This is a genomic window from Methylomonas sp. Kb3, assembly GCF_002834115.1.
Taxonomy (GTDB): domain Bacteria; phylum Pseudomonadota; class Gammaproteobacteria; order Methylococcales; family Methylomonadaceae; genus Methylomonas; species Methylomonas defluvii.
Map to the genome: position 1 here is coordinate 59,291 of NZ_PIZT01000013.1, position 17,780 is coordinate 77,070.

The 17,780-nt window shown below is 44.7% G+C and carries 20 protein-coding genes; 3 read left to right on the plus strand and 17 right to left on the minus strand.

All coding sequences use genetic code 11. The annotated features are described in order from the left end of the window. Window positions 1–7: 7 nt before the first annotated feature. The 6 genes from CWO84_RS10115 to traJ form a co-directional block, all read right to left on the minus strand. Window positions 8–238: a conjugal transfer protein TraD gene (locus CWO84_RS10115; RefSeq protein ID WP_101052503.1), complete on the minus strand. Its 231-nt coding sequence runs from the start codon at window positions 236–238 to the stop codon at window positions 8–10. After that, window positions 231–2,435 carry a DNA topoisomerase 3 gene (locus tag CWO84_RS10120; protein ID WP_101052505.1) on the minus strand — a complete coding sequence of 735 codons (2,205 nt, stop codon included), beginning with the start codon at window positions 2,433–2,435 and terminating at the stop codon, window positions 231–233. Before CWO84_RS10120 ends, CWO84_RS10115 begins: the two co-directional genes overlap by 8 nt. Before the next feature lie 13 nt (window positions 2,436–2,448). Next, window positions 2,449–2,943: a conjugative transfer signal peptidase TraF gene (gene traF / locus CWO84_RS10125; RefSeq protein WP_240618018.1), complete on the minus strand. Its 495-nt coding sequence runs from the start codon at window positions 2,941–2,943 to the stop codon at window positions 2,449–2,451. Window positions 2,944–2,966: 23 nt separating this feature from the next. Then, complete coding sequence (locus tag CWO84_RS10130; protein ID WP_101052509.1) at window positions 2,967–4,877, minus strand: type IV secretory system conjugative DNA transfer family protein; 1,911 nt, start codon at window positions 4,875–4,877, stop codon at window positions 2,967–2,969. Between the two features lie 210 nt (window positions 4,878–5,087). Next, window positions 5,088–7,280, minus strand: a complete 2,193-nt coding sequence (gene traI, locus CWO84_RS10135; protein WP_101052510.1) for a TraI/MobA(P) family conjugative relaxase — start codon at window positions 7,278–7,280, stop codon at window positions 5,088–5,090. A gap of 25 nt (window positions 7,281–7,305) precedes the next feature. After that, window positions 7,306–7,674, minus strand: a complete 369-nt coding sequence (gene traJ / locus CWO84_RS10140; RefSeq protein WP_101052512.1) for a conjugal transfer transcriptional regulator TraJ — start codon at window positions 7,672–7,674, stop codon at window positions 7,306–7,308. A 349-nt stretch (window positions 7,675–8,023) separates the two neighbouring features. Here traJ and CWO84_RS10145 point away from each other — a divergent pair, with 349 nt between their 5' ends. Genes CWO84_RS10145 through CWO84_RS10155 form a run of 3 tightly spaced genes read left to right on the plus strand, consistent with a single transcriptional unit; the run spans window position 8,024 to window position 9,572 of the window. Next, complete coding sequence (locus tag CWO84_RS10145; RefSeq protein ID WP_101052514.1) at window positions 8,024–8,398, plus strand: TraK family protein; 375 nt, start codon at window positions 8,024–8,026, stop codon at window positions 8,396–8,398. Next, complete coding sequence (locus CWO84_RS10150; RefSeq protein WP_101052516.1) at window positions 8,398–9,126, plus strand: conjugal transfer protein TraL; 729 nt, start codon at window positions 8,398–8,400, stop codon at window positions 9,124–9,126. The genes CWO84_RS10145 and CWO84_RS10150 overlap by 1 nt, the downstream gene beginning before the upstream one ends. Further along, window positions 9,126–9,572 (plus strand): conjugal transfer protein TraM, encoded by a 447-nt coding sequence (locus CWO84_RS10155; RefSeq protein ID WP_101052518.1) that lies wholly within the window; start codon window positions 9,126–9,128, stop codon window positions 9,570–9,572. Before CWO84_RS10150 ends, CWO84_RS10155 begins: the two co-directional genes overlap by 1 nt. A gap of 480 nt (window positions 9,573–10,052) precedes the next feature. Here CWO84_RS10155 and CWO84_RS10165 read toward each other — a convergent pair whose 3' ends face one another. The 11 genes from CWO84_RS10165 to CWO84_RS24150 all read right to left on the minus strand — a co-directional run bounded on the left by CWO84_RS10165 (window position 10,053) and on the right by CWO84_RS24150 (window position 17,595). Beyond that, the gene (locus CWO84_RS10165) at window positions 10,053–10,745 is read right to left on the minus strand and encodes a hypothetical protein (protein ID WP_101052520.1); all 693 of its coding nucleotides are present in this window, start codon (window positions 10,743–10,745) and stop codon (window positions 10,053–10,055) included. A gap of 93 nt (window positions 10,746–10,838) precedes the next feature. Next, window positions 10,839–11,249, minus strand: a complete 411-nt coding sequence (locus CWO84_RS10170; RefSeq protein WP_101052522.1) for a helix-turn-helix transcriptional regulator — start codon at window positions 11,247–11,249, stop codon at window positions 10,839–10,841. Between the two features lie 249 nt (window positions 11,250–11,498). Beyond that, the gene (locus CWO84_RS10175; RefSeq protein ID WP_101052524.1) at window positions 11,499–11,705 is read right to left on the minus strand and encodes a hypothetical protein; all 207 of its coding nucleotides are present in this window, start codon (window positions 11,703–11,705) and stop codon (window positions 11,499–11,501) included. Window positions 11,706–11,782: 77 nt separating this feature from the next. After that, window positions 11,783–11,986: a primase-helicase zinc-binding domain-containing protein gene (locus tag CWO84_RS24145; RefSeq protein ID WP_133120661.1), complete on the minus strand. Its 204-nt coding sequence runs from the start codon at window positions 11,984–11,986 to the stop codon at window positions 11,783–11,785. An 89-nt stretch (window positions 11,987–12,075) separates the two neighbouring features. Further along, window positions 12,076–12,714: an IncP plasmid survival protein KfrC family protein gene (locus CWO84_RS10180; RefSeq protein ID WP_101052526.1), complete on the minus strand. Its 639-nt coding sequence runs from the start codon at window positions 12,712–12,714 to the stop codon at window positions 12,076–12,078. Window positions 12,715–12,795: 81 nt separating this feature from the next. Next, a complete protein-coding gene (locus CWO84_RS10185) occupies window positions 12,796–13,146 on the minus strand; it encodes a KfrB domain-containing protein (protein WP_101052528.1) in 351 nt (116 codons plus the stop codon). 71 nt (window positions 13,147–13,217) lie between these two features. Next, window positions 13,218–14,315 carry a ParB/RepB/Spo0J family partition protein gene (locus CWO84_RS10190; RefSeq protein ID WP_101052530.1) on the minus strand — a complete coding sequence of 366 codons (1,098 nt, stop codon included), beginning with the start codon at window positions 14,313–14,315 and terminating at the stop codon, window positions 13,218–13,220. After that, window positions 14,315–15,073: a ParA family protein gene (locus tag CWO84_RS10195; RefSeq protein ID WP_101052532.1), complete on the minus strand. Its 759-nt coding sequence runs from the start codon at window positions 15,071–15,073 to the stop codon at window positions 14,315–14,317. Before CWO84_RS10195 ends, CWO84_RS10190 begins: the two co-directional genes overlap by 1 nt. After that, entirely contained in the window at window positions 15,070–15,360 is a 291-nt protein-coding gene (locus CWO84_RS10200; RefSeq protein WP_101052534.1) for a TrfB-related DNA-binding protein, read from the minus strand. The genes CWO84_RS10195 and CWO84_RS10200 overlap by 4 nt, the downstream gene beginning before the upstream one ends. Before the next feature lie 1,026 nt (window positions 15,361–16,386). Further along, window positions 16,387–16,731 carry a hypothetical protein gene (locus CWO84_RS10210; protein WP_276308151.1) on the minus strand — a complete coding sequence of 115 codons (345 nt, stop codon included), beginning with the start codon at window positions 16,729–16,731 and terminating at the stop codon, window positions 16,387–16,389. A 168-nt stretch (window positions 16,732–16,899) separates the two neighbouring features. Next, window positions 16,900–17,595 (minus strand): hypothetical protein, encoded by a 696-nt coding sequence (locus CWO84_RS24150; protein WP_133120662.1) that lies wholly within the window; start codon window positions 17,593–17,595, stop codon window positions 16,900–16,902. Window positions 17,596–17,780 lie beyond the last annotated feature (185 nt).

Genomic DNA, 17,780 nt, shown 5'->3' on the forward strand with positions numbered 1-17,780 from the left:
CAGACACCTATTCATGATTTACTGAATCGATACGGCTTTCTAATGCATCAGCCTCATTTAAGGCGTCCTCATTGAATGCACCAAGCCGTTCGGCTTCGTCAGGATCGAAGTCCACAACAGAACCAGGCACCATAGCATCAAGCAGCTTCACCCCCACTACATCGACTGCATCAACCTCTAACTCCATTTCTAATTCCGCATCGACATTCAAATCATTTACACCGTCACCGTTACTCATCAAGTCCACCCTGTTTGCTAATGTTAAAATCCGGCTTTCCTTTAACGTCTTGATACGTCTGCTTGCACGTTGGAAACCCACTACACCCCCACCAAAACGCTCCCTTTTTTCGCCCTGGCCGCCTCGACAAGCCCTTTCCACATGACATGCATTTATGAACATCAGACACTAGAGACGCTTGTTTGGGGACCGGCCGACCATCCTTGTCTTCAGCGGCATGCCGGCACCCATCAGAGAACCCAGTACAGCCCCAGAAATATTCGTTTTTGTCCTTTTTCTTGATCCGGCGCAAAGGCTTTCCGCAATCCGGACAAGGATTGAAAGCAACCTTGATCCCAATGCCATTCTGCTTAACGTTAGCCACCTCTGTACCGATGTACTCCATCAACTCAGTGACAAAGGTAAGTGCATTGATGTCGCCACTTTGGATAGCCCTTTGCTGTTCGTGCCATAGAGCAGTCATATCGGGATACTTAGCTTTATCGGGCAAAGTGTCATAAAACTCTCGCCCTGTAGGAGTGCTTATAATGTTGTTACCCTTTTCCGTCAGATAGCCACGATCAAACAAAGTAGCAATGATGGTGTCACGTGTCGCCGGAGTACCAATACCCCCGTGTTCGCCTTCCTTACCCTTGTCCTTTTCGATAAGGAGCTTTCGTAGACGATCATCCCGAACATATTGAGCGACGCGAGTAAGGTCTGTTAACAGAGTGGCCATTGTGTACAGTGGTCGCGGCTTCGTTTCCATCTTACTTGCAACGGCGTCCGTACAATCTCCGCCCTCGCCTGCCTTTAACACGCGAAGATCCTGAGCTATGTCGTTTTCATCACCTTCCAAATCCTCATTACCTATATCGTTTCGATATAACGACTTCCATCCCGCCAAGGTAGTGACGTTCGAGCGAACGCCAAACCGATGCGTAGCGGCTTCAAGGACAATATCGGTTTGATCGTATTGATGTTTGGGCCAGAATTGCGCGATATAAGCACGGGCAATGAGCATGTATATTTTCTGCTCGCCATCAGTCAGATTAGAAAAATCGGCAGTGGCCTCGGTGGGAATGATGCCGTGGTGGGCACTGGCGCTAACCTTCGACGAATTGAATGCACGGCTCTTTATTGATGGATCGGCCTTTTGCGCGACAAGGGTTAGCGTCGGTGCCGTTTTAGCAATAGCAGCCAAAACATTCGGAGCATCACCATGTTGGTCTTCACTGAGATACTCGCAATCACTCCGATTGTATGTAATCAGCTTGTGCTTTTCGCGTAATGATTGCGTTATGCCCTTCGTTTGGTCGGGACGAAAACCGAATTTCCTTGAAGCATCAGTCTGAAGCTTCAATAAATTGTACGGAAGCGGCGGATGCTGATCTTTCTTTTTGGTAGTAGCACTAACAAGGGTAGCCGGTACGCCCTTAGCCTCATCAGCAATACCCTGTGCATGATTCTGATCCGAGAGACGGCCTTTTTCATCAACAGGATCGCCAACAACAATTTGATACCTGGCCGGGAACGACAAACCACCAAAAGCAAACTGCCCAGTGACATTGTAGTAATAACTCTTGGTATGCGTTTCAAACTCCCTATCCCGTCTAACAACCAGACCGAGAATAGGCGTCTGCACCCGACCGACACTCAACACACCTTGAAAACCCGCCTTATTCGCGGCCAGCGTATAGGCACGACTCATGTTATAACCATATAACTGATCGCCAACACTCCTGGCCTCCGCTGCCGCCGACAAACCGGCGAACTCCCGGTTGTCTCTCATGCTCGCAAGCGACCTTTTAACGACACTAATATTGTTGTCATTGATGAGCAACCGTTTGACGGGTAACGAACAAGCCGCATACTCCAAGATTTCATCAACCAATAGCTGGCCTTCGTCGTCAGGGTCGCCCGCGTGTACAACGCTCTTGGCTTGTTTTAATAAGGAGGTGATGATCTTGAGTTGGTCTTTCTTATCATTCGATGGCTTTTTCTTCCACGGGATATGCGAGATAGGCAAATCATCCATATTCCATTTGCCGAATCTAGGATCGTAGTCTTCTGGGTCCAGCAGTTGCAGCATGTGACCGTAGCACCACGTCACATAGCTATCGCCGCAGTCATAGTAACCATCTTTGCGCGATCCGCCGCCCAATCCATCAACTATGGCCTTAGCCAGATCAGGCTTTTCTGCAATAAACAATTGCATAAAGATCTCCTTTTTACCAAGTGAAAACCGGGCGTATAACGCCCGTGATTTGAGAGCGATTGATTAAGCCAAAATAGCGACCATCAAACGATCCCTTGTTTATATCGGTCATAAGTAGAACCTCTGACTCACCTAATTCATGGGTTGCTCTGAATTTCGGCATTGGGCGACCTGCACCATCAAGTTCATAAGGGGCGCTATATGGCAATAAAACATCGTTAACCCAAACTCCATCATCACCAATGGAAACGACATCAGTTTTAGCCGCTAAAATTTTTTTCATCATGTAGCCATATCCGCCTGGGCAAAATCCAGCACCGATATAGCCCCTAGTCATGGCTAAATCGAATACCTCTCGTTGTGGAGGACAGAACATTACATAGGCACCCTTCTCCACCGGGTCGTTGGTTTTCCAGTAAAGCCCAACAGGAATGCTACGTGTTGAATTGAATCGCGCACCAACGGCGTAGGCGATTCCGAATAATGCGAGATAGGAGATACCAAGCATGGCAATCAATGAAGTAAGCCGCATCATAACTTGATGGCCTCATCACGCCTTGCTTCATGCGTCTTAAGTAACTTATCGGAAACCTTAGGAGGCGGAATAGATGCTCTGGCCTGAAATACCGGATCCTTGAAATATAGGGGCTGGACGCCGTAAATAGCAGGGTAGCCTGCGGCATAAATCACCATGTCCCCCGGTTTCTCAATCAACCCATCTGCTCCTTTAACCGGACCAGGCATGCGTAGACATTCATCCGGAGTCAACAGGGGCCGTTGTACTTCCTGAATGGTCCTAGAGACTTGCGCCAATAACGCGCTGGTTCGCCGACCGCTGGTTGTAATTTGTTCTTTTGCAACTGTGGTTTGACCTGTCAGTTTGGATAGATGATCAGCAGTCTCTACCCTGTTTGGTGGATAAGCATTCTGTACATGACAGTTAGAGGTTATCGATTCATCAGCGCCATAACCCGTTTCACGGCTTTTTAATTGGTTAATATCTTGGCAAATCAGATAGCACTTAATCCCGTAACCCGCCACAAAAGCCAGAGACTCTTGCAAAATATCCAGTCTGCCGAGACTAGGAAACTCGTCGAGCATCATTAGCATTCGATGCTTGTAATGAGCTTTAGGACGACCATTCTCGAATTCCATCTTGTCAGCCAAAAGCCGGACAATCATATTCACCATAACCCTAACTAACGGTCTTAGCCGCGCTTTATCATTAGGCTGGGTGACTATGTATAAACTGACTGGATCATCGAAGTTCATCAGATCTTTGATGCGAAACTCAGACTTACGCACATTGCGCTGAACAACTGGATCGCGATACAAAGCGAGATACGACTTGGCCGTAGAGAGAACAGAACCAGCCTCTTCTGGAGGACGATCCATCATATCCCGAGCGGCAGAGCCAACCACCGGATGGTTTTTACCAAATGCATGCCCGTAGGTTGTCATTTCCACCCAAAGCTCGGCAATGTCTCTATTAGGATCAGACATAATGGCATCCACAATAGGAAGAGATGCCTCACCACCCTCATCCCTGGCCTTATACAGAACATGCATAATCACACCGACAAGCAAAGCCTGAGCTGTTTTCTGCCAATGCGTTTCTAAGCCCTTACCATCTGGATCAACTATCAATGTCGCCAAATTCTGGACATCGCCGACTTCATACTCCGTACCAAGCCTAATCTCATCCAATGGATTCCAACATACACTACCTTGCAGCGCCGCCGGCTCGAAACGCAAAACCTTGTTCCTTGCATATTTTTTTCGCCAACCGGACGTTAGAGCCCATAGCTCGCCTTTTAAGTCGGTAATAACCGCGCTACGTTCCCAAGACAATAGCGTAGGAATAACTAAACCAACGCCCTTACCGGAGCGTGTGGGCGCATAGCATAGTACGTGCTCCGGACCGTTATGCCGCAAGTATCGTGTAACACCCTTCTTATCGATCCATGCACCTACATAGACTCCTGAAACCGGCTCAGACTTTTTACCGAAGAGCCGAGAAAATAAACCGACAGAACGAGGCAACAAGCCGGCCTCTTCAATATCCTTCTTGTTAGCCCATCGGGCGGAGCCATGCAAATACGGATTAACCTTCGATGAATTCGCAATCACCATCTTTGCGACAACCAACCCAAGTAAACCGACAGCAGTAACGGACATACCAACACTGCCGGCTTTCATAAAGCTGTCCTGATAGATCCCATACCAATCACTAGACCAACGCAGTACAGCCCACGGTGCGTATATATGGTTGTAATGAGGGCCCAGCGTTGACTGGTAATTGAACTCATCGGCAAAGAACTGGGTTGCCGATTGAAGGCCAGCGACTAACGATGTAACGGCCAACGCAGGTATGACTATTCCAACCCGAGGTTTACCTGCGCGAACTTGGGGACCGACTGCATTGTTAAATTTATCTTTCATTTGATACGCCCCTTTTAGCGGCTAAAAGGCAAAAACCCTATGACTGATGTTATGGACAACATCGCTCACAGCATTTAATGTATTTTATAAGATATTTATATATGAAATGATACTATCAACAATGACTTACAAAGGCAAATACCTTAATTTATTTTATGGTTAACTCCCCAGAAGGAACCGAGGCGCATGTCTAACAAAGGAAGAAAGTGGCTATCTACTTCGGCCTTTTGAGAGCGTTATTGCACCAGACTCACCAACAGACACAGCATCACCTACCGATAAACGCTTTAGACGTACCGCCATCTTTTCATCGACCGGCAAGACACACACAACATCATCACGCTTTAGAAGCACAAGAGCCGCGCCATCAACTCGTCTTAATCCAGCAAAAGACAGCGTACCAGCATCACCTTCACTGTATCGCCTATGCATCGGCACATTGATACCCCTTAACCGCTTGCCTTCGCGCTCAGCAATGTATTTATCGGCCTCAACAGATACGATCAATCCTGCCCCAGAAACTGACCGTCGCAATGCGTTATTACGCTCGGCTCCTTGCTGCTCCATACCACCAGATACATTGCCCGACAGTAACATTTCAACTCCTGCGGCGAAGCGAACCATAGCGAGACTGGACAAGTCTCGCAAACGGTTGCGGCTTTCGGGCGGCGGTCTTCGCCCAACGCCGCTAACGTTGGGCTTGTTGAAGAATCCGAAGAACCCATCACGTCGCTTCGTTCCAGTGAATCGCTCTCCATTGACTGCATAGACTCCTGATCCAACGCCGCTAACGCCACTTCCAATTCCTCTTCCTCGCTCAGATTGTTGTTCATTTCTTCTCACCGTAGTGTTATTTAATAAAGACAGCCGTTGCCGCTCCAGAATAGGATCGGCAAAAACTAAAGGAATGCCGGCATCTACCGCCGTTCTTACAATTCGTGCTTTGAATTCGGCACTACCCGAAACCGTGATTGTGCTCCCGTACCTTTCCATCGCCATCCGCAATGCCACCTCCAACCCATCAGCGGAAGAACCTCGGGAAACCTTAAGCTTGTCACCATCATCACGGATCGCCGAAGAATCAGCGCGGTAAATTATGGTGCCTTTCTTTGTGACTCCATCCAGCTTAACTTTCACACCATGACGAATTCGCGCACCACCTATTCCACCGATAGTATCCCCACTCAATCCTTGCGCAGCATCCCGAGCCCGTAAAGCATTAAGAGCATCAACATCACCAGAAGACGCCTTACGTCTCAACCAATCAGCCCACTGTTGCGGCCTGTGACGTTCAAATATTGCCTGCCTTTCCGCCTGGCATTGCTGATTAGCATGTTGAATGTCGGCCAATAACGACTTGCTTGCCAATGCATACAGAATCTTCTTTTCGATGCGAGACTTCGTAGAGAGCTTTATCACAGCCCGCTTTAACTTGGCCGCTCGGTTTGCGGCATCTATCTTGCGAGTCCTCTCTTCACGCACCGACTTCCATTGTTGAGCACGCAACGCCCGTTGATTAGCCTGTTCATTTTTATACCGAGCAAATAACAGCGTTGTATCAAGCCTGGATCTAACCGGCCTCGGCTCATATAACTTCCCTCGCCCTGTAGATTGCGAAGCGACACCCGAGTCTTTAGAAAGAGACTCGAACACACCAAGACGACCCTCAAGTTTTCCCTTTGATAAATCACGTGCAACGGTACTCGCCTTAACCATCAAGCCATCATTATCAGAAATAACAAAACCATTCCCTCTTTCCTGCAACGTAAGGCCGTGCTCGCGAAGCACCTTGTGAAATTCATCCCAAGAGACTGCCGCATGGAGTTGATCTAAACATTCACGCCGAACCCAACTGAGCAAGCTTTCAACACCAGCATGACGCTCCATGTCGGCAGCTCGGTTTTCACTTGCCACTTTGCTGGGTTGATGATTATCTCGCTCAAGACCATACTTTATCTCTATGGCCTCGCACAGATTACCGAGAACCTTGTGGTCGTTATATGAGTTATGAATGGTTAAACGTGTCGGATGAATTTTATTGATGGCAATATGCATGTGCAGATTATCCGTGTCGCAATGGACAGCACTAACACGCTGATGCTCACCATACCCTAACCCTTCGCAAATAATTCTTTCTATCTCCTTTAGGACTTCATTACTAGGCCGCTCGCCTTCACGAAAACTTAAAATAAGGTGATAGGTCTTGTCCGATTCAGCGCGGGTATTCATTCCTTGAACAGCGGTTACTTCGATGATTGCAGCCGTTAAATCCTCCGACTGACAGTTAGTCACAGAAGTGTATTCAACACGCTCATTCTTATCCTGATCGTCAGATATGTAACTGACAAGAGCATCGAAGTCGCTTTTCTTGATCGACTTCATCGGAACATGTTTCGCGATCATAAGCGCAAAATTTTAGCCGCTAAAATCACAGGTCGGACCTTGGCATTATTACCGCCTTCATAACTTCAACCATTTTGTCTTGCGTAGCCTCGATACGTGCAAGTGCAGCCCTAATAGTGGACTCACCGAACTGTGCGGTGCGAGCATCATTCGTTAGCCAGAGCTTCAGCAATCCACCAAGCCGCCCCAAATCGCCATTGATCTTAGCGAGCTCCATAACGCGCTCGTTGTCGGTAATGCTTTTAGGAGCATAACCAAGACCAAGGAATCTCAAGTAGGCAGATGTGCTATGGCCGGTTTGCCGAGCATTCGCCTCAATAGCCGCCTTTTCATCTGGAGTAACCCACACATAGATCGGGGTACTTCCCTTCCTCGTCGCGTTCTTCTCTGTCATGTTCCCCTCTGATGTTCAACTATCGGCGGTAGCCGATTGACCTCGTAGAGCAGGATTCCCATTGAGTGCATAGCGCGAATAAAGGGAAGTGAAGTACATGTGTCGGCTTCGCCGGTACATGTACTTCACATATCCTGCCCCGACCTTTCGGTCGGTAACTCCACAACATGTTATCAAACACTCAATCAACTACAAAAAAAATAATCGACGTATGTATGTAATCTTATATAAAATAAAGAAAAATCTGTTTACATAGCTTATTTTTTGCATACGTTTTGACTCAAAATTGACTCAAAATTGACTCAAAATTGACTCAAAGTTGACTGAGACACACCTCCAGTGAAATTAGATGAATAAAAGTTATACGGAACAGCTTGCGGAGTGGGTGAAGAAAAAAAACGCAGTGAAAAAGCGCGACCGAAACCTAGTGATGTTTCAGGCAGTGAAAAATGACGTTTGCGAAGCGATATCGGCGGGCTATGCGATACGAACCGTATGGGAAAACATGTATGAAACTAAGCGGGTCACGATTGGTTATCACCAGTTCCTGAAATATACAAACCAGGCACTTAAAAAAGCCAACCAAACCCGACCAAAACAAAACACTACACAACTAGTTCCGAAGAAAGGAGCCAAACCACCAGAAAGACCTAACCCCAGCAATCAACAGAAACCACAAAACTTTAAATTCGATCCATCACCCAATAAAGAGGATTGGCTCTAATGTCAAAAATACACATGGTATTACAAGGGAAAGGGGGTGTTGGCAAGTCGCTAATCGCCGCCTTGATCGCACAATACAAAACTAGCAAAGGTCATACGCCTCCTTTATGCGTAGACACCGACCCAGTGAATGCAACGCTGAACGGGTACAAAAAGCTCAACGTCGTGAAGCTCGATATATTAGATGGCGATGAAATAAATTCTCGCCATTTCGACAAATTGATTGAAATGATCGCAAGTAGTGAAAGCGATATCGTTATCGATAACGGAGCAAGCTCATTTGTGCCACTGTCAAACTACTTGATGACCAACGCAGTACCGCAACTATTGAAAGAAATGGGCCATACACTCGTAATTCACACGGTAGTAACGGGTGGACAAGCATTGGTCGACACCGTGGCCGGCTTTGGTCAGTTAGTTCAGCAGTACCCGGAGGAAGCAGAGTTTGTAGTATGGCTAAACCCCTATTGGGGCCCAATAGAAGACAACGGTAAAGGGTTCGAGCAAATGAAAGCCTATACGGCGAACAAATCGCGCGTGGCGGCGATTGTAAAAATACCGGACCTCAAAGCCGAAACATTCGGTCGAGACTTGAGCGATATGCTACAAGATAAAATGACATTCGAAGAAGCTATTGCCGCAGAGACAAACACCATCATGATGCGGCAACGTCTAAAACTGATCCGGAGCCAACTGTACGATCAAATGGATACGGCGGTGATTCTGTAATGAGAGATGATCAAATAGAAAGTCTGATTCGGGAAATCGCGACTAAGCATGGCATTGCAGTCGGTCGCGACGACCCTATCTTGATACTGCAAACGATCAATAATAGATTGCTACAAGACGGCGCAAAGGCTCAACAAGATATGCTTGATCAATTCAAACAAGAGCTAGAAGTGTTGGCAATGCGCTGGAGCGAAGATGCTAAAAACAAAGCCGAACGCATCGTAAATGCGTCGTTGAACGCCAGTAAGGAATCAATGGAAAACATGATGGCCCAAGGTGCGCGGGAAACAATAAAATCCGTGAGGGCCGAAATAGATACTTCGTTAAACAAAATTAATCGACCAATCCGTGAGGCCAAGAGAATTGCGATTATGAACATAATCGCTGGCAGTATGACTATTATTGCTGTGACCACATTTCTAACATTCACAGTCTGGTTCAAATAAAGCGCCGCATAGACAAATGGTAGCAATCGCGACTTTACCAAATGGCAGCGTTTGGTAATATGGTTTTCATCTTGGAATCGAAAGCCCGAATTTGGGAATAAGCACACTTGGCACCGTGTTGCGTGTCAATAATGGCCCTTAATATATCCAATTCCGCATTCCCAACAAACTGGTAGCTGTAAAACCAGCTTGCATAAAAACCAAAGACCATGTTCGCGTCCTAACACCGTGATAGAGCCACGCGAAATTAGATCCCAAATATGCCAAAAACCCGTACCCAGAATATGGCACATTGAGGGCCAACAATAAGCTTCCAAGCAACCCAAGCACAGAGCCGCTCCATCCAACAAACACAACCAGGCGACTACTCTCTGAACTCATCATGAACACTATCCCATTAAAAAGATAAACCGACCAGCCTAAAGTCAACGGCGGACATTGGCCCGCCATCCAAAATAATTATACGAGTACTCTATAAATTTATTCTGTAATGCGAGACTCTATGATGTATCTCATTCTGTGGTCCAAGCGATAGCTGAATGGCTTAATGTTGTTTCGCTCAACAGTTAAAACCCAGTTAGGGAAATACTCTTCATGCAAACAAATCACGGTTAGGGTCATACCGTTGTCTTTTGACACTACGGCCGGTAATACACCTCCCATCCCGCTTGGAATATTAACCAACTTGAAACCTTTGTATGTGTTCAGCAAAGATTCAATATCTTCTTGAATAATATAATGGCCTGCATCAATAAGCTGAGAACACTTGGAATGGCAAAACACCACGCGATTTGTATTCGGACCTAAAATAGTCAACGTAGCTACGCCGCTATGAACACCGGCACGGTAGTTTATCTTGCCTATGGTGTAATCAGCATTTGACACGCAATAGATAGGCAAGCCATCCAACTGGTTAAAATAAGTCTCATCACACGTTGTTGAAACCTCATATTCCCCAATGATGTCGATCTCTTTAAATAGCCCTTTGTCTGGAATTACGTCAGCAGCTTCAATGTGAAGCATATCAAGCCAAGCGATTAGTGATTCACGGGTTCGGAATCCCGTAAGCGGAGTAGTGTAATCGGTTCTAACCAGATACCAATAACCACATGTCCTAAGATGCCAGGGGTGATCAATACAAACCAACCGCAGGTTTTTGTGCAATATATTCATCGGATTCTCCGGTACATCTGACCTTGGCAAAGCGCCCGGCCTTCGATGGCTTATAATAGGACATTATGTCCTATTATGTCAAGCAATAAAGAATCAACCAGAAACGTTACGCCGTCTGATTATTCGAGCCTTGGTTTGTGGTTCGTTAATATGATCCTTCATAGTAACAATATCTCTCATCAACTTAACTTGAATAGGTGCTAAATCCGCCATTTTCTCGCGTAACTCATGGAACATCCTAAAAGCGTCTTGCGACAAAGCGGGATCTAACATTATTGTATTATTCGACGCCTCATATACCTCGTATAAGTGCAGAGTCTCGGCCTCAGTTAAGTCGAACACACTTACAAATTTATCAACAAAATCTTTACTTGGTCTGGAGCGAACTCCATTTTCTAATGCAGAAATAAAAGTCTGATTGCAACCCATTAAGTCCGCAAGTTCAGCCTGAGGAATTTCATTGGAAAGACGGAAAGAACGTAGAAAATCGCTAAATGGACTCATAAATTAAGCCGGAGTGGAAATCAGGAACAACAACCCCCTGAAGTTAGTGCTTCAGGGGGTTCGCGGAAAGCTATATGAAGCGAGGATACCAGGTTCCATTCTGGATTCTCATTCTTGCATGTCAAACACAGGCGCACTAATAACCAATGATATTTAACTTTAACGACATTAGTGTTCCATATGAAATTATTTTAGCGGCTAAAATTTTGCGCTCTCAAATTAAGCCGCGTTAATGCAGCATGATCAATGCTATTGAATCTGTCTAAAGTTGTACTCTAAGCCTTCGCGCTTGCAATACGCCACAACTTCTGCGCGTTCTGCCAGCTTATCTTTGCCTATTACGTCACCACGAATACGCTCCATAATCCTCCGGATCTCGCCGTTGAACCCGCGTAGAGCATAGTGGCCGTTATCTCGCATTAGTCGGCGCAGTTGTTTGTATTGTGTTTTATCCATGATTGCTCTCCATTCCCTTTGCTTTAAAAATATCTGAAGAGTTGTAGGTTTAGACTCATTGCGTTCTACCTAGAAATCTAATTGAATGCTAAATATGTATCAGCATCGGCACCACAGCAAGTACAGCCATCCTCATAAGGATCGGCATCACCCTCACCACAAACATTACACACCCAAGTTGATTCTTCTGGAGTTGTTGTTATACGGCTAAAACGTCCTGTAGTGGAGTCTTCTAGCCATTCGCCGCTATCGTTAGAAATATTAGTATTAAGGACTGACATCGGTTCCTCCGGTAAATTGACCTTGGCAAAGAGCCCGGCCTTCGATGTCTTATAATAGGACATTATGTCCTATTTTGTCAAATAAATACCTATCTTGTTTGAGAAATACTTAGTGTCAACGGGCTACCTATACCGATACTCTCGATGTGCCTTTGCTTCATCCGTGTAACAATACTATGCCGTCTTTGAACTTCCAAAGCATTATCGAATTCTTGAGCCATTTCAGGCTGATGTTTCCGTAATTTGCGCTCAGCGAGTTCTTCTATCTTTGGAGAATGTAAACCCATTCCATCACGAATTTCTCGGACAGTTTCAAGTTTTGCTTGCATTGCTAGCAATCTGGATTGTTGTTGTGCCTGCTGGTCTTGCCAAGCCCGTCTAGCACCTGGTAAAGATAAAAGCCCAGGTTTTGTCGCTTGGTATTGTTGTAAACGAGATTGTTGCTTTTCAATTAAGTTCTCTAATTTATCCTCAACCCTATCTACCTGTTCATGTTTGGCGTAAACATAAACAATTAATGCTTCCTGGAAGGATTGTTCAACTGATGTAACCTCTAAATAAGCTTGCTGCTCGCGCTCCGCTTCTTGGGCCGATTCAACCAACTCATCGGCCACAAGTAGAGGAGTGCTAACATCTGAAATTATATTGTCGTAAACCGGGTAAGATCCTCGATTGCTTAACGGGCTAGGCGACTTATCGTTACGCACTTTAAATTCATCAAGAGCCATTCCGAATTCCCCAGAGTGATTAAGTAATAAGCTGTAAACGATATAATGCGCTTATAAGCCTAATAATTTTAGCCGCTAAAATTACCGCGAGAGTCCAGTCTTGAGCAAACCCTCTACTAATGCGACCGCTTTGCCTTGTTTATCGTAGCTAATTGTCTTTAGTTGCCCAATGCTAGGTATATTCGGTTCAAAATCTTCTTTATTATGCACTACGAAGTCTTTACCAATCATTTGGTACAATTTCGTTTTATCCGCATGAATAATGGCTCCGCTGTATTCTTTAGTTTTATCTGCTTGCTTTGACAAATATATGTTATAGATGCCAGGCTTAACGCCATTTGCTTTTTCGACCCTCTGGTTTTCCCACTGTCCATCACCTTGTTCGCGCTGAAGGATACGACTACCGTTCATTACCAATAGGCGTTGTTTCATTAAATTCTCTCCAAACAATCGAATTCAAAGTGATAGCATTAAGCTAGGCACACCTGCGTAATAGTAAAAAACTAACCTTCAATTAGCTCAATAAGTCGAACGCTATCTAAAGCAGCTTCAAACACTTCTCCATCGTCACCATATTTCAGCCAAGCGTAGCCACTGGCAGATGGTCTACGATCAAGAAGTAGTCTTGCGGGACGACCGTCATATTCAACCTGAATAATTGCTTTTTTAAATTTTGCAGAATCGGCAGGCTTCAGCGATTGCAGCTTATGATTTCCTTGAATATCGTTGTTCCCTTGTTGCTGTTCACTAACTTCCTTACTATCATCAATATTACTAGAAGCCTTATCATGGCTGATACGGCTATTATCTAAAGAACTGGTAGATTCATCTGAATGGTCAACTGATGGAGGAACAATGACCTTGCTAATAATTTCCTCTTCTTTTTGCTTTTGCGTTTTTTCCTCGATGAATTCACGGAATAGGGCTAGCTGCCCGCGTGTAAACTCTTGCCCTTCTACTTTTAACCAAAGTTCTACTTCATCGGGATGAGAGTCATAAATTTTTACAAGTTCGTAGATGATAGTAGCGTCAGTAATGCGGCCATTTTTATATGCATCATCTAACGGCTTTGGTAAGGACAATAACGCAAGATGGATAGTCACCCAGCCATTCGTTTTTTCTAGTTTCTTAGCGATTACGCCTTTCTTCATGCCACTTTGAACGGCTTCGCCAATTATGATAGCCCACTCCATAGGAGTATTTGGAACACCCGTATTTGCAATAAGCTGATCCAATTTGGTGAAATCATTGTCGATGACTGCCGGGATAACAGTTAATCCAATTAATTTTGATGCTCTAAATCGTCTAGCACCGTCATTAATCATGTACCGCCCTGGTACGTCTGGATGATTGCGAACGCTTATAGGTTTCTTAACTCCTCTGTCTTGGATAAGGCCAGCTAATTCCTCTATTTGTGCTTTTGAGAAACCTGGATTATTTTTACGGCGGGGCTGGTTAGGATCTTCATCAATCAGATCTATGCTTATTAGCAGTCGTCCATCACTGTCAATGTTAGCTGTCGGTTCCGACAGCAAACCAGCAATATCACCAATACCTTCTAAACCTAGGCCACCGGACATTACCACGCTACTTGCGCTCATTATTTAATCTCCATTACTTGATAAACATGAGCCGCTAACGCTCTTACTTCTTGGCTAGCCTTACGAGCTGCCGTCTTGTTAATCTTCCATACCGGAATACCTGATGCGAGTGCATCGGCGATACTACTGCGTAGACCTATACCAGTAGGAACCATTAGCGATGGATACGCCTGGGTCAACTCTGCCAGATGTCTACTATGTCTAGGATTACGACCATCAACCTTACTTGGGACCATGCCCAAAAACTTTAGAGCAGGATTCACTTTACGAATATTAGCAATGGTAGTAACCATTTTCTTTATACCTTGAATGCTGTAAGCCTCTAATTCAATGGGCGATAAAACATAATCGGCAGCAAGTAGTGCAGCACCCATCGTGATACCCAAAGAAGGGGCTGTATCAATTAAGCATACGTCATATCCAGCAGCGGATAGCATTTGAATAGCAGCACGAAAATTACCTCCGGCGTCCTTCAGTTCCATCTTTTCCATATTCGCAAGTCCTAAATCTGATTCAATCAAAGTCATTCCATTAGAACTAGCTGAGGCATTTTCGTAGTCTTGCATTTGACCTGATAGCAACCCACTGGCGTTCAAACCAGACTTGAATGCTTTTAGAGTAAATGATGCATTAGCTTGCGTATCAAGATCAATTACCGCTACTTTTAGTCCACGTTCAAGAAAATCGAAAGCTATATGAACTAGAGTTGCGGTTTTCCCCACACCACCTTTTTGGTTTGCAGTGACTAATGTTTTCATTGGTTTTCTGCCGATTTTGCCCATTTCTTCACTTGAAGGGCCTGAAATTTCGGCAGTATTACCGTTACCCGCTCGTATCCTTCCGGCACTTCGGCTTTTGCTAAGTGAGCCTCCCAGACTCGCTTCACCGCTTGCGAAACCGCTCCTCTTGTCAAATCCAGAGCTTTCACATACTCTGCTTGAGACTTTCCATCGACCAATACCCCTCGCGCGATTTCCTTCGTTTGATCCCCTACACCTAAGCCGTCTACTGCTTGGTTGAATTGTTTTTCGGTTAGTCTTTTCATAAACAATTCCTAGTGTTTTTTCATTCATTTAATTGCTCCGCGCCGATTGAAAAAAGACGGTGACAGCCGCCAGATATTGGAAAAGTTTAGCTAAACAAATAAATAAAGTCAAAGAAATTTTAGCGGCTAAAATTTGCGGGGACCGTAAAATTCTACAAAGTAGGTGAGGGTAACGAAAACGACGAAATGGAAAAGCGCATACCATCCAGCCATACTTCCAGGGGTGCCAGAATAATAAATTGCGCGCAGAAATTGGTATAGCACATCCAAAGCTATTACCCATTTAACCAAACCCCAGAAAAGGGCTAACACAAGCCAAATTGGATATAGCAATTTGCGAAAAATGCTTATGTTTGGACTTTTCTTTTTTTCATTAGTAGGTGGAGGTGGGGGTTTCCCAATATCGGGAAATTTATAAACTTTCGCAGACATATTGACCGCCTAAATAAATAAGTTTCTAATAATGGACCAGGCCCGCGCCTGTGTCGTGATGTGACAGCATCGCGGCAAGCCCCGGCACTTGTCGGGGCTACTTATCCTTTCGTTTCGCCTCTGTAATAAATCACTACTCAATCATTGTTGTCATAAATTAGTTTAGATCATGGTTCTGTAAATCAAGCTGCATGTCGTAGGGCGTTTAAAATGTCTGCCGAAACAGGGGGGCATACAGCATTATCAAGCATAAATATCGCATCATTGCGATTATTTGGCACAACATTCAGAAAATCCCATAGCGACTTTGACCTCTGGGACTTGGAGTATTCTCATTTTATCGCCATTAATGACAGCCCAACGGTCCCTAGTAATTATCGTACCTATTGGTCTTTGAATACTCCGATCAGTTAAACCACTACCACTGGAATAATAGGGCGCTACAAAGCGATCACCGGAAGAGGCCCTTCCAGCCTGAATACGTTTCAATGTATTCTCGCTACGACTAGGTTTATTGAAAAATGCCCGGCTTTTGGTGCTTTACCATAGGACACCGTGTCCTATCATGTCAAGCTAAACAATAGCAAAAATAACTTATGTCTGATTGATGTCATCTTTATTTTCTGATTGGTTTTCCCCACGTAACCAAATTGAACTATACCCTGCACAATCGCATAAGATAGCCCAAACAGCATATGGAATGGGCGATTCGCCGCTAACCCATCGCCTTACAGTTCTACTCCCGTTACTTGTTAACCCAACTAACTTAGCAACCTGACCGCCGGTTAAGGTGGTCATTCGTATAATCTCTCTAACTTCATCTCCTGTTGGAGTTGGCCAAAGATCACTATATCCAGTTAAACATTCATCTCGGATCTTAAAGTGCATATGCTTAAGAGGGGATGAATATCTGGGCATATCTCGTTTAATTTTATCCATATGTCAGTTAAATTGAGTTCGTGGTTATATTTCTGTGTACGATTCAAAAAATTTTAGCGGCTAAAATTTTCGCCCTCGATTTTTTTTAGCAGATTTGATACCTTTACACTTGAAATTTAAGATTCTTATACCTTCTGGCGTTTAATTCTTTGATGTGAATTCTTTCGCTTAAAGATATTTTGCTGCTTCTTTTGCCCATTTTTTGGCTATGAAGGCTTTGTATTTAGGCAATATTGCTTCTACAAGTTCGTAACCATCTGGTATTAAACAAGAGTTCCACCAAGAAGGTATATCTTGTCTAACTGATTTTGGCAGTGTCGGTCTTTTTTTTTCTTTTAAATGATTGGAAAATATTGAAGAAGCTGCCTGGTCAACTGTTAAGCCAAAATGAATTTTATCAAAATGCGACCGGTATCCTGTTTCAGATATGAATGGTTGGTTCTGTTTTGTTGCAAAGAACTCAAAGTGGGTGAAAACTTGATTGACTTCAACGGAGCCAACAATTGAAGGCGTGTACTTGACAATACATTGGGTGCCTTTGACATTAAGTAGGAATTCTCCGCATTGTCCCCACATGGGTATAACGCCAGAGGTAGATCGACAATGGTTTTGTACTATATTGCCAGCCGATTGTTCATTTTTGAACGATCCTATAAAACTGTAGCTATTTAGAGTCCATACAATAGCGCTGTAGGTGGCTATACATTTGTTTCCATCGTTTTCATTCGTTTTTGAAACTATTGTTTCTTGAATACGTGGTATTAGTCTCTTTGCCAGCGCTAGTGCATCGTTTTTATACGGTGGTGTGGTTAAAGCCAATTGATTAATTAGCTCTAGCTTAGAATTTGAATGAGTCATATGCATCGGGTTAAACCGGTAGTTGACCAATAGTGGATGGCCTTACTTGCATTTTAGGACATAAAGTCCTATATGACAACCTACTTGAGTCCGTTACATTGGTATGGCTGACGTGCGAGCTATTCCCCCTAAGTTGATTGATCCGCGAGCTATTCCTCTTAGACTGGCTGACGTGCGAGCTATTCCCCCTA

What these genes read in the sequence shown, in the direction of transcription:
- CWO84_RS10130 (WP_101052509.1), bottom strand. Translation starts at nt 4,877, where the DNA reads ATGAAAGATAAATTTAACAATGCAGTCGGTCCCCAAGTTCGCGCAGGT.
- CWO84_RS10195 (WP_101052532.1), bottom strand. Translation starts at nt 15,073, where the DNA reads ATGAAAACATTAGTCACTGCAAACCAAAAAGGTGGTGTGGGGAAAACC.
- CWO84_RS10150 (WP_101052516.1), top strand. Translation starts at nt 8,398, where the DNA reads ATGTCAAAAATACACATGGTATTACAAGGGAAAGGGGGTGTTGGCAAG.
- traJ (WP_101052512.1), bottom strand. Translation starts at nt 7,674, where the DNA reads ATGACAGAGAAGAACGCGACGAGGAAGGGAAGTACCCCGATCTATGTG.
- CWO84_RS10170 (WP_101052522.1), bottom strand. Translation starts at nt 11,249, where the DNA reads ATGAGTCCATTTAGCGATTTTCTACGTTCTTTCCGTCTTTCCAATGAA.
- CWO84_RS10145 (WP_101052514.1), top strand. Translation starts at nt 8,024, where the DNA reads ATGAATAAAAGTTATACGGAACAGCTTGCGGAGTGGGTGAAGAAAAAA.
- CWO84_RS10190 (WP_101052530.1), bottom strand. Translation starts at nt 14,315, where the DNA reads ATGAGCGCAAGTAGCGTGGTAATGTCCGGTGGCCTAGGTTTAGAAGGT.
- CWO84_RS10155 (WP_101052518.1), top strand. Translation starts at nt 9,126, where the DNA reads ATGAGAGATGATCAAATAGAAAGTCTGATTCGGGAAATCGCGACTAAG.
- CWO84_RS10180 (WP_101052526.1), bottom strand. Translation starts at nt 12,714, where the DNA reads ATGGCTCTTGATGAATTTAAAGTGCGTAACGATAAGTCGCCTAGCCCG.
- traF (WP_240618018.1), bottom strand. Translation starts at nt 2,943, where the DNA reads ATGCTTGGTATCTCCTATCTCGCATTATTCGGAATCGCCTACGCCGTT.
- CWO84_RS10185 (WP_101052528.1), bottom strand. Translation starts at nt 13,146, where the DNA reads ATGAAACAACGCCTATTGGTAATGAACGGTAGTCGTATCCTTCAGCGC.
- CWO84_RS10210 (WP_276308151.1), bottom strand. Translation starts at nt 16,731, where the DNA reads ATGGATAAAATTAAACGAGATATGCCCAGATATTCATCCCCTCTTAAG.
- CWO84_RS10200 (WP_101052534.1), bottom strand. Translation starts at nt 15,360, where the DNA reads ATGAAAAGACTAACCGAAAAACAATTCAACCAAGCAGTAGACGGCTTA.
- CWO84_RS10120 (WP_101052505.1), bottom strand. Translation starts at nt 2,435, where the DNA reads ATGCAATTGTTTATTGCAGAAAAGCCTGATCTGGCTAAGGCCATAGTT.
- CWO84_RS10165 (WP_101052520.1), bottom strand. Translation starts at nt 10,745, where the DNA reads ATGAATATATTGCACAAAAACCTGCGGTTGGTTTGTATTGATCACCCC.
- CWO84_RS10115 (WP_101052503.1), bottom strand. Translation starts at nt 238, where the DNA reads ATGAGTAACGGTGACGGTGTAAATGATTTGAATGTCGATGCGGAATTA.
- traI (WP_101052510.1), bottom strand. Translation starts at nt 7,280, where the DNA reads ATGATCGCGAAACATGTTCCGATGAAGTCGATCAAGAAAAGCGACTTC.
- CWO84_RS24150 (WP_133120662.1), bottom strand. Translation starts at nt 17,595, where the DNA reads ATGCATATGACTCATTCAAATTCTAAGCTAGAGCTAATTAATCAATTG.
- CWO84_RS24145 (WP_133120661.1), bottom strand. Translation starts at nt 11,986, where the DNA reads ATGTCAGTCCTTAATACTAATATTTCTAACGATAGCGGCGAATGGCTA.
- CWO84_RS10175 (WP_101052524.1), bottom strand. Translation starts at nt 11,705, where the DNA reads ATGGATAAAACACAATACAAACAACTGCGCCGACTAATGCGAGATAAC.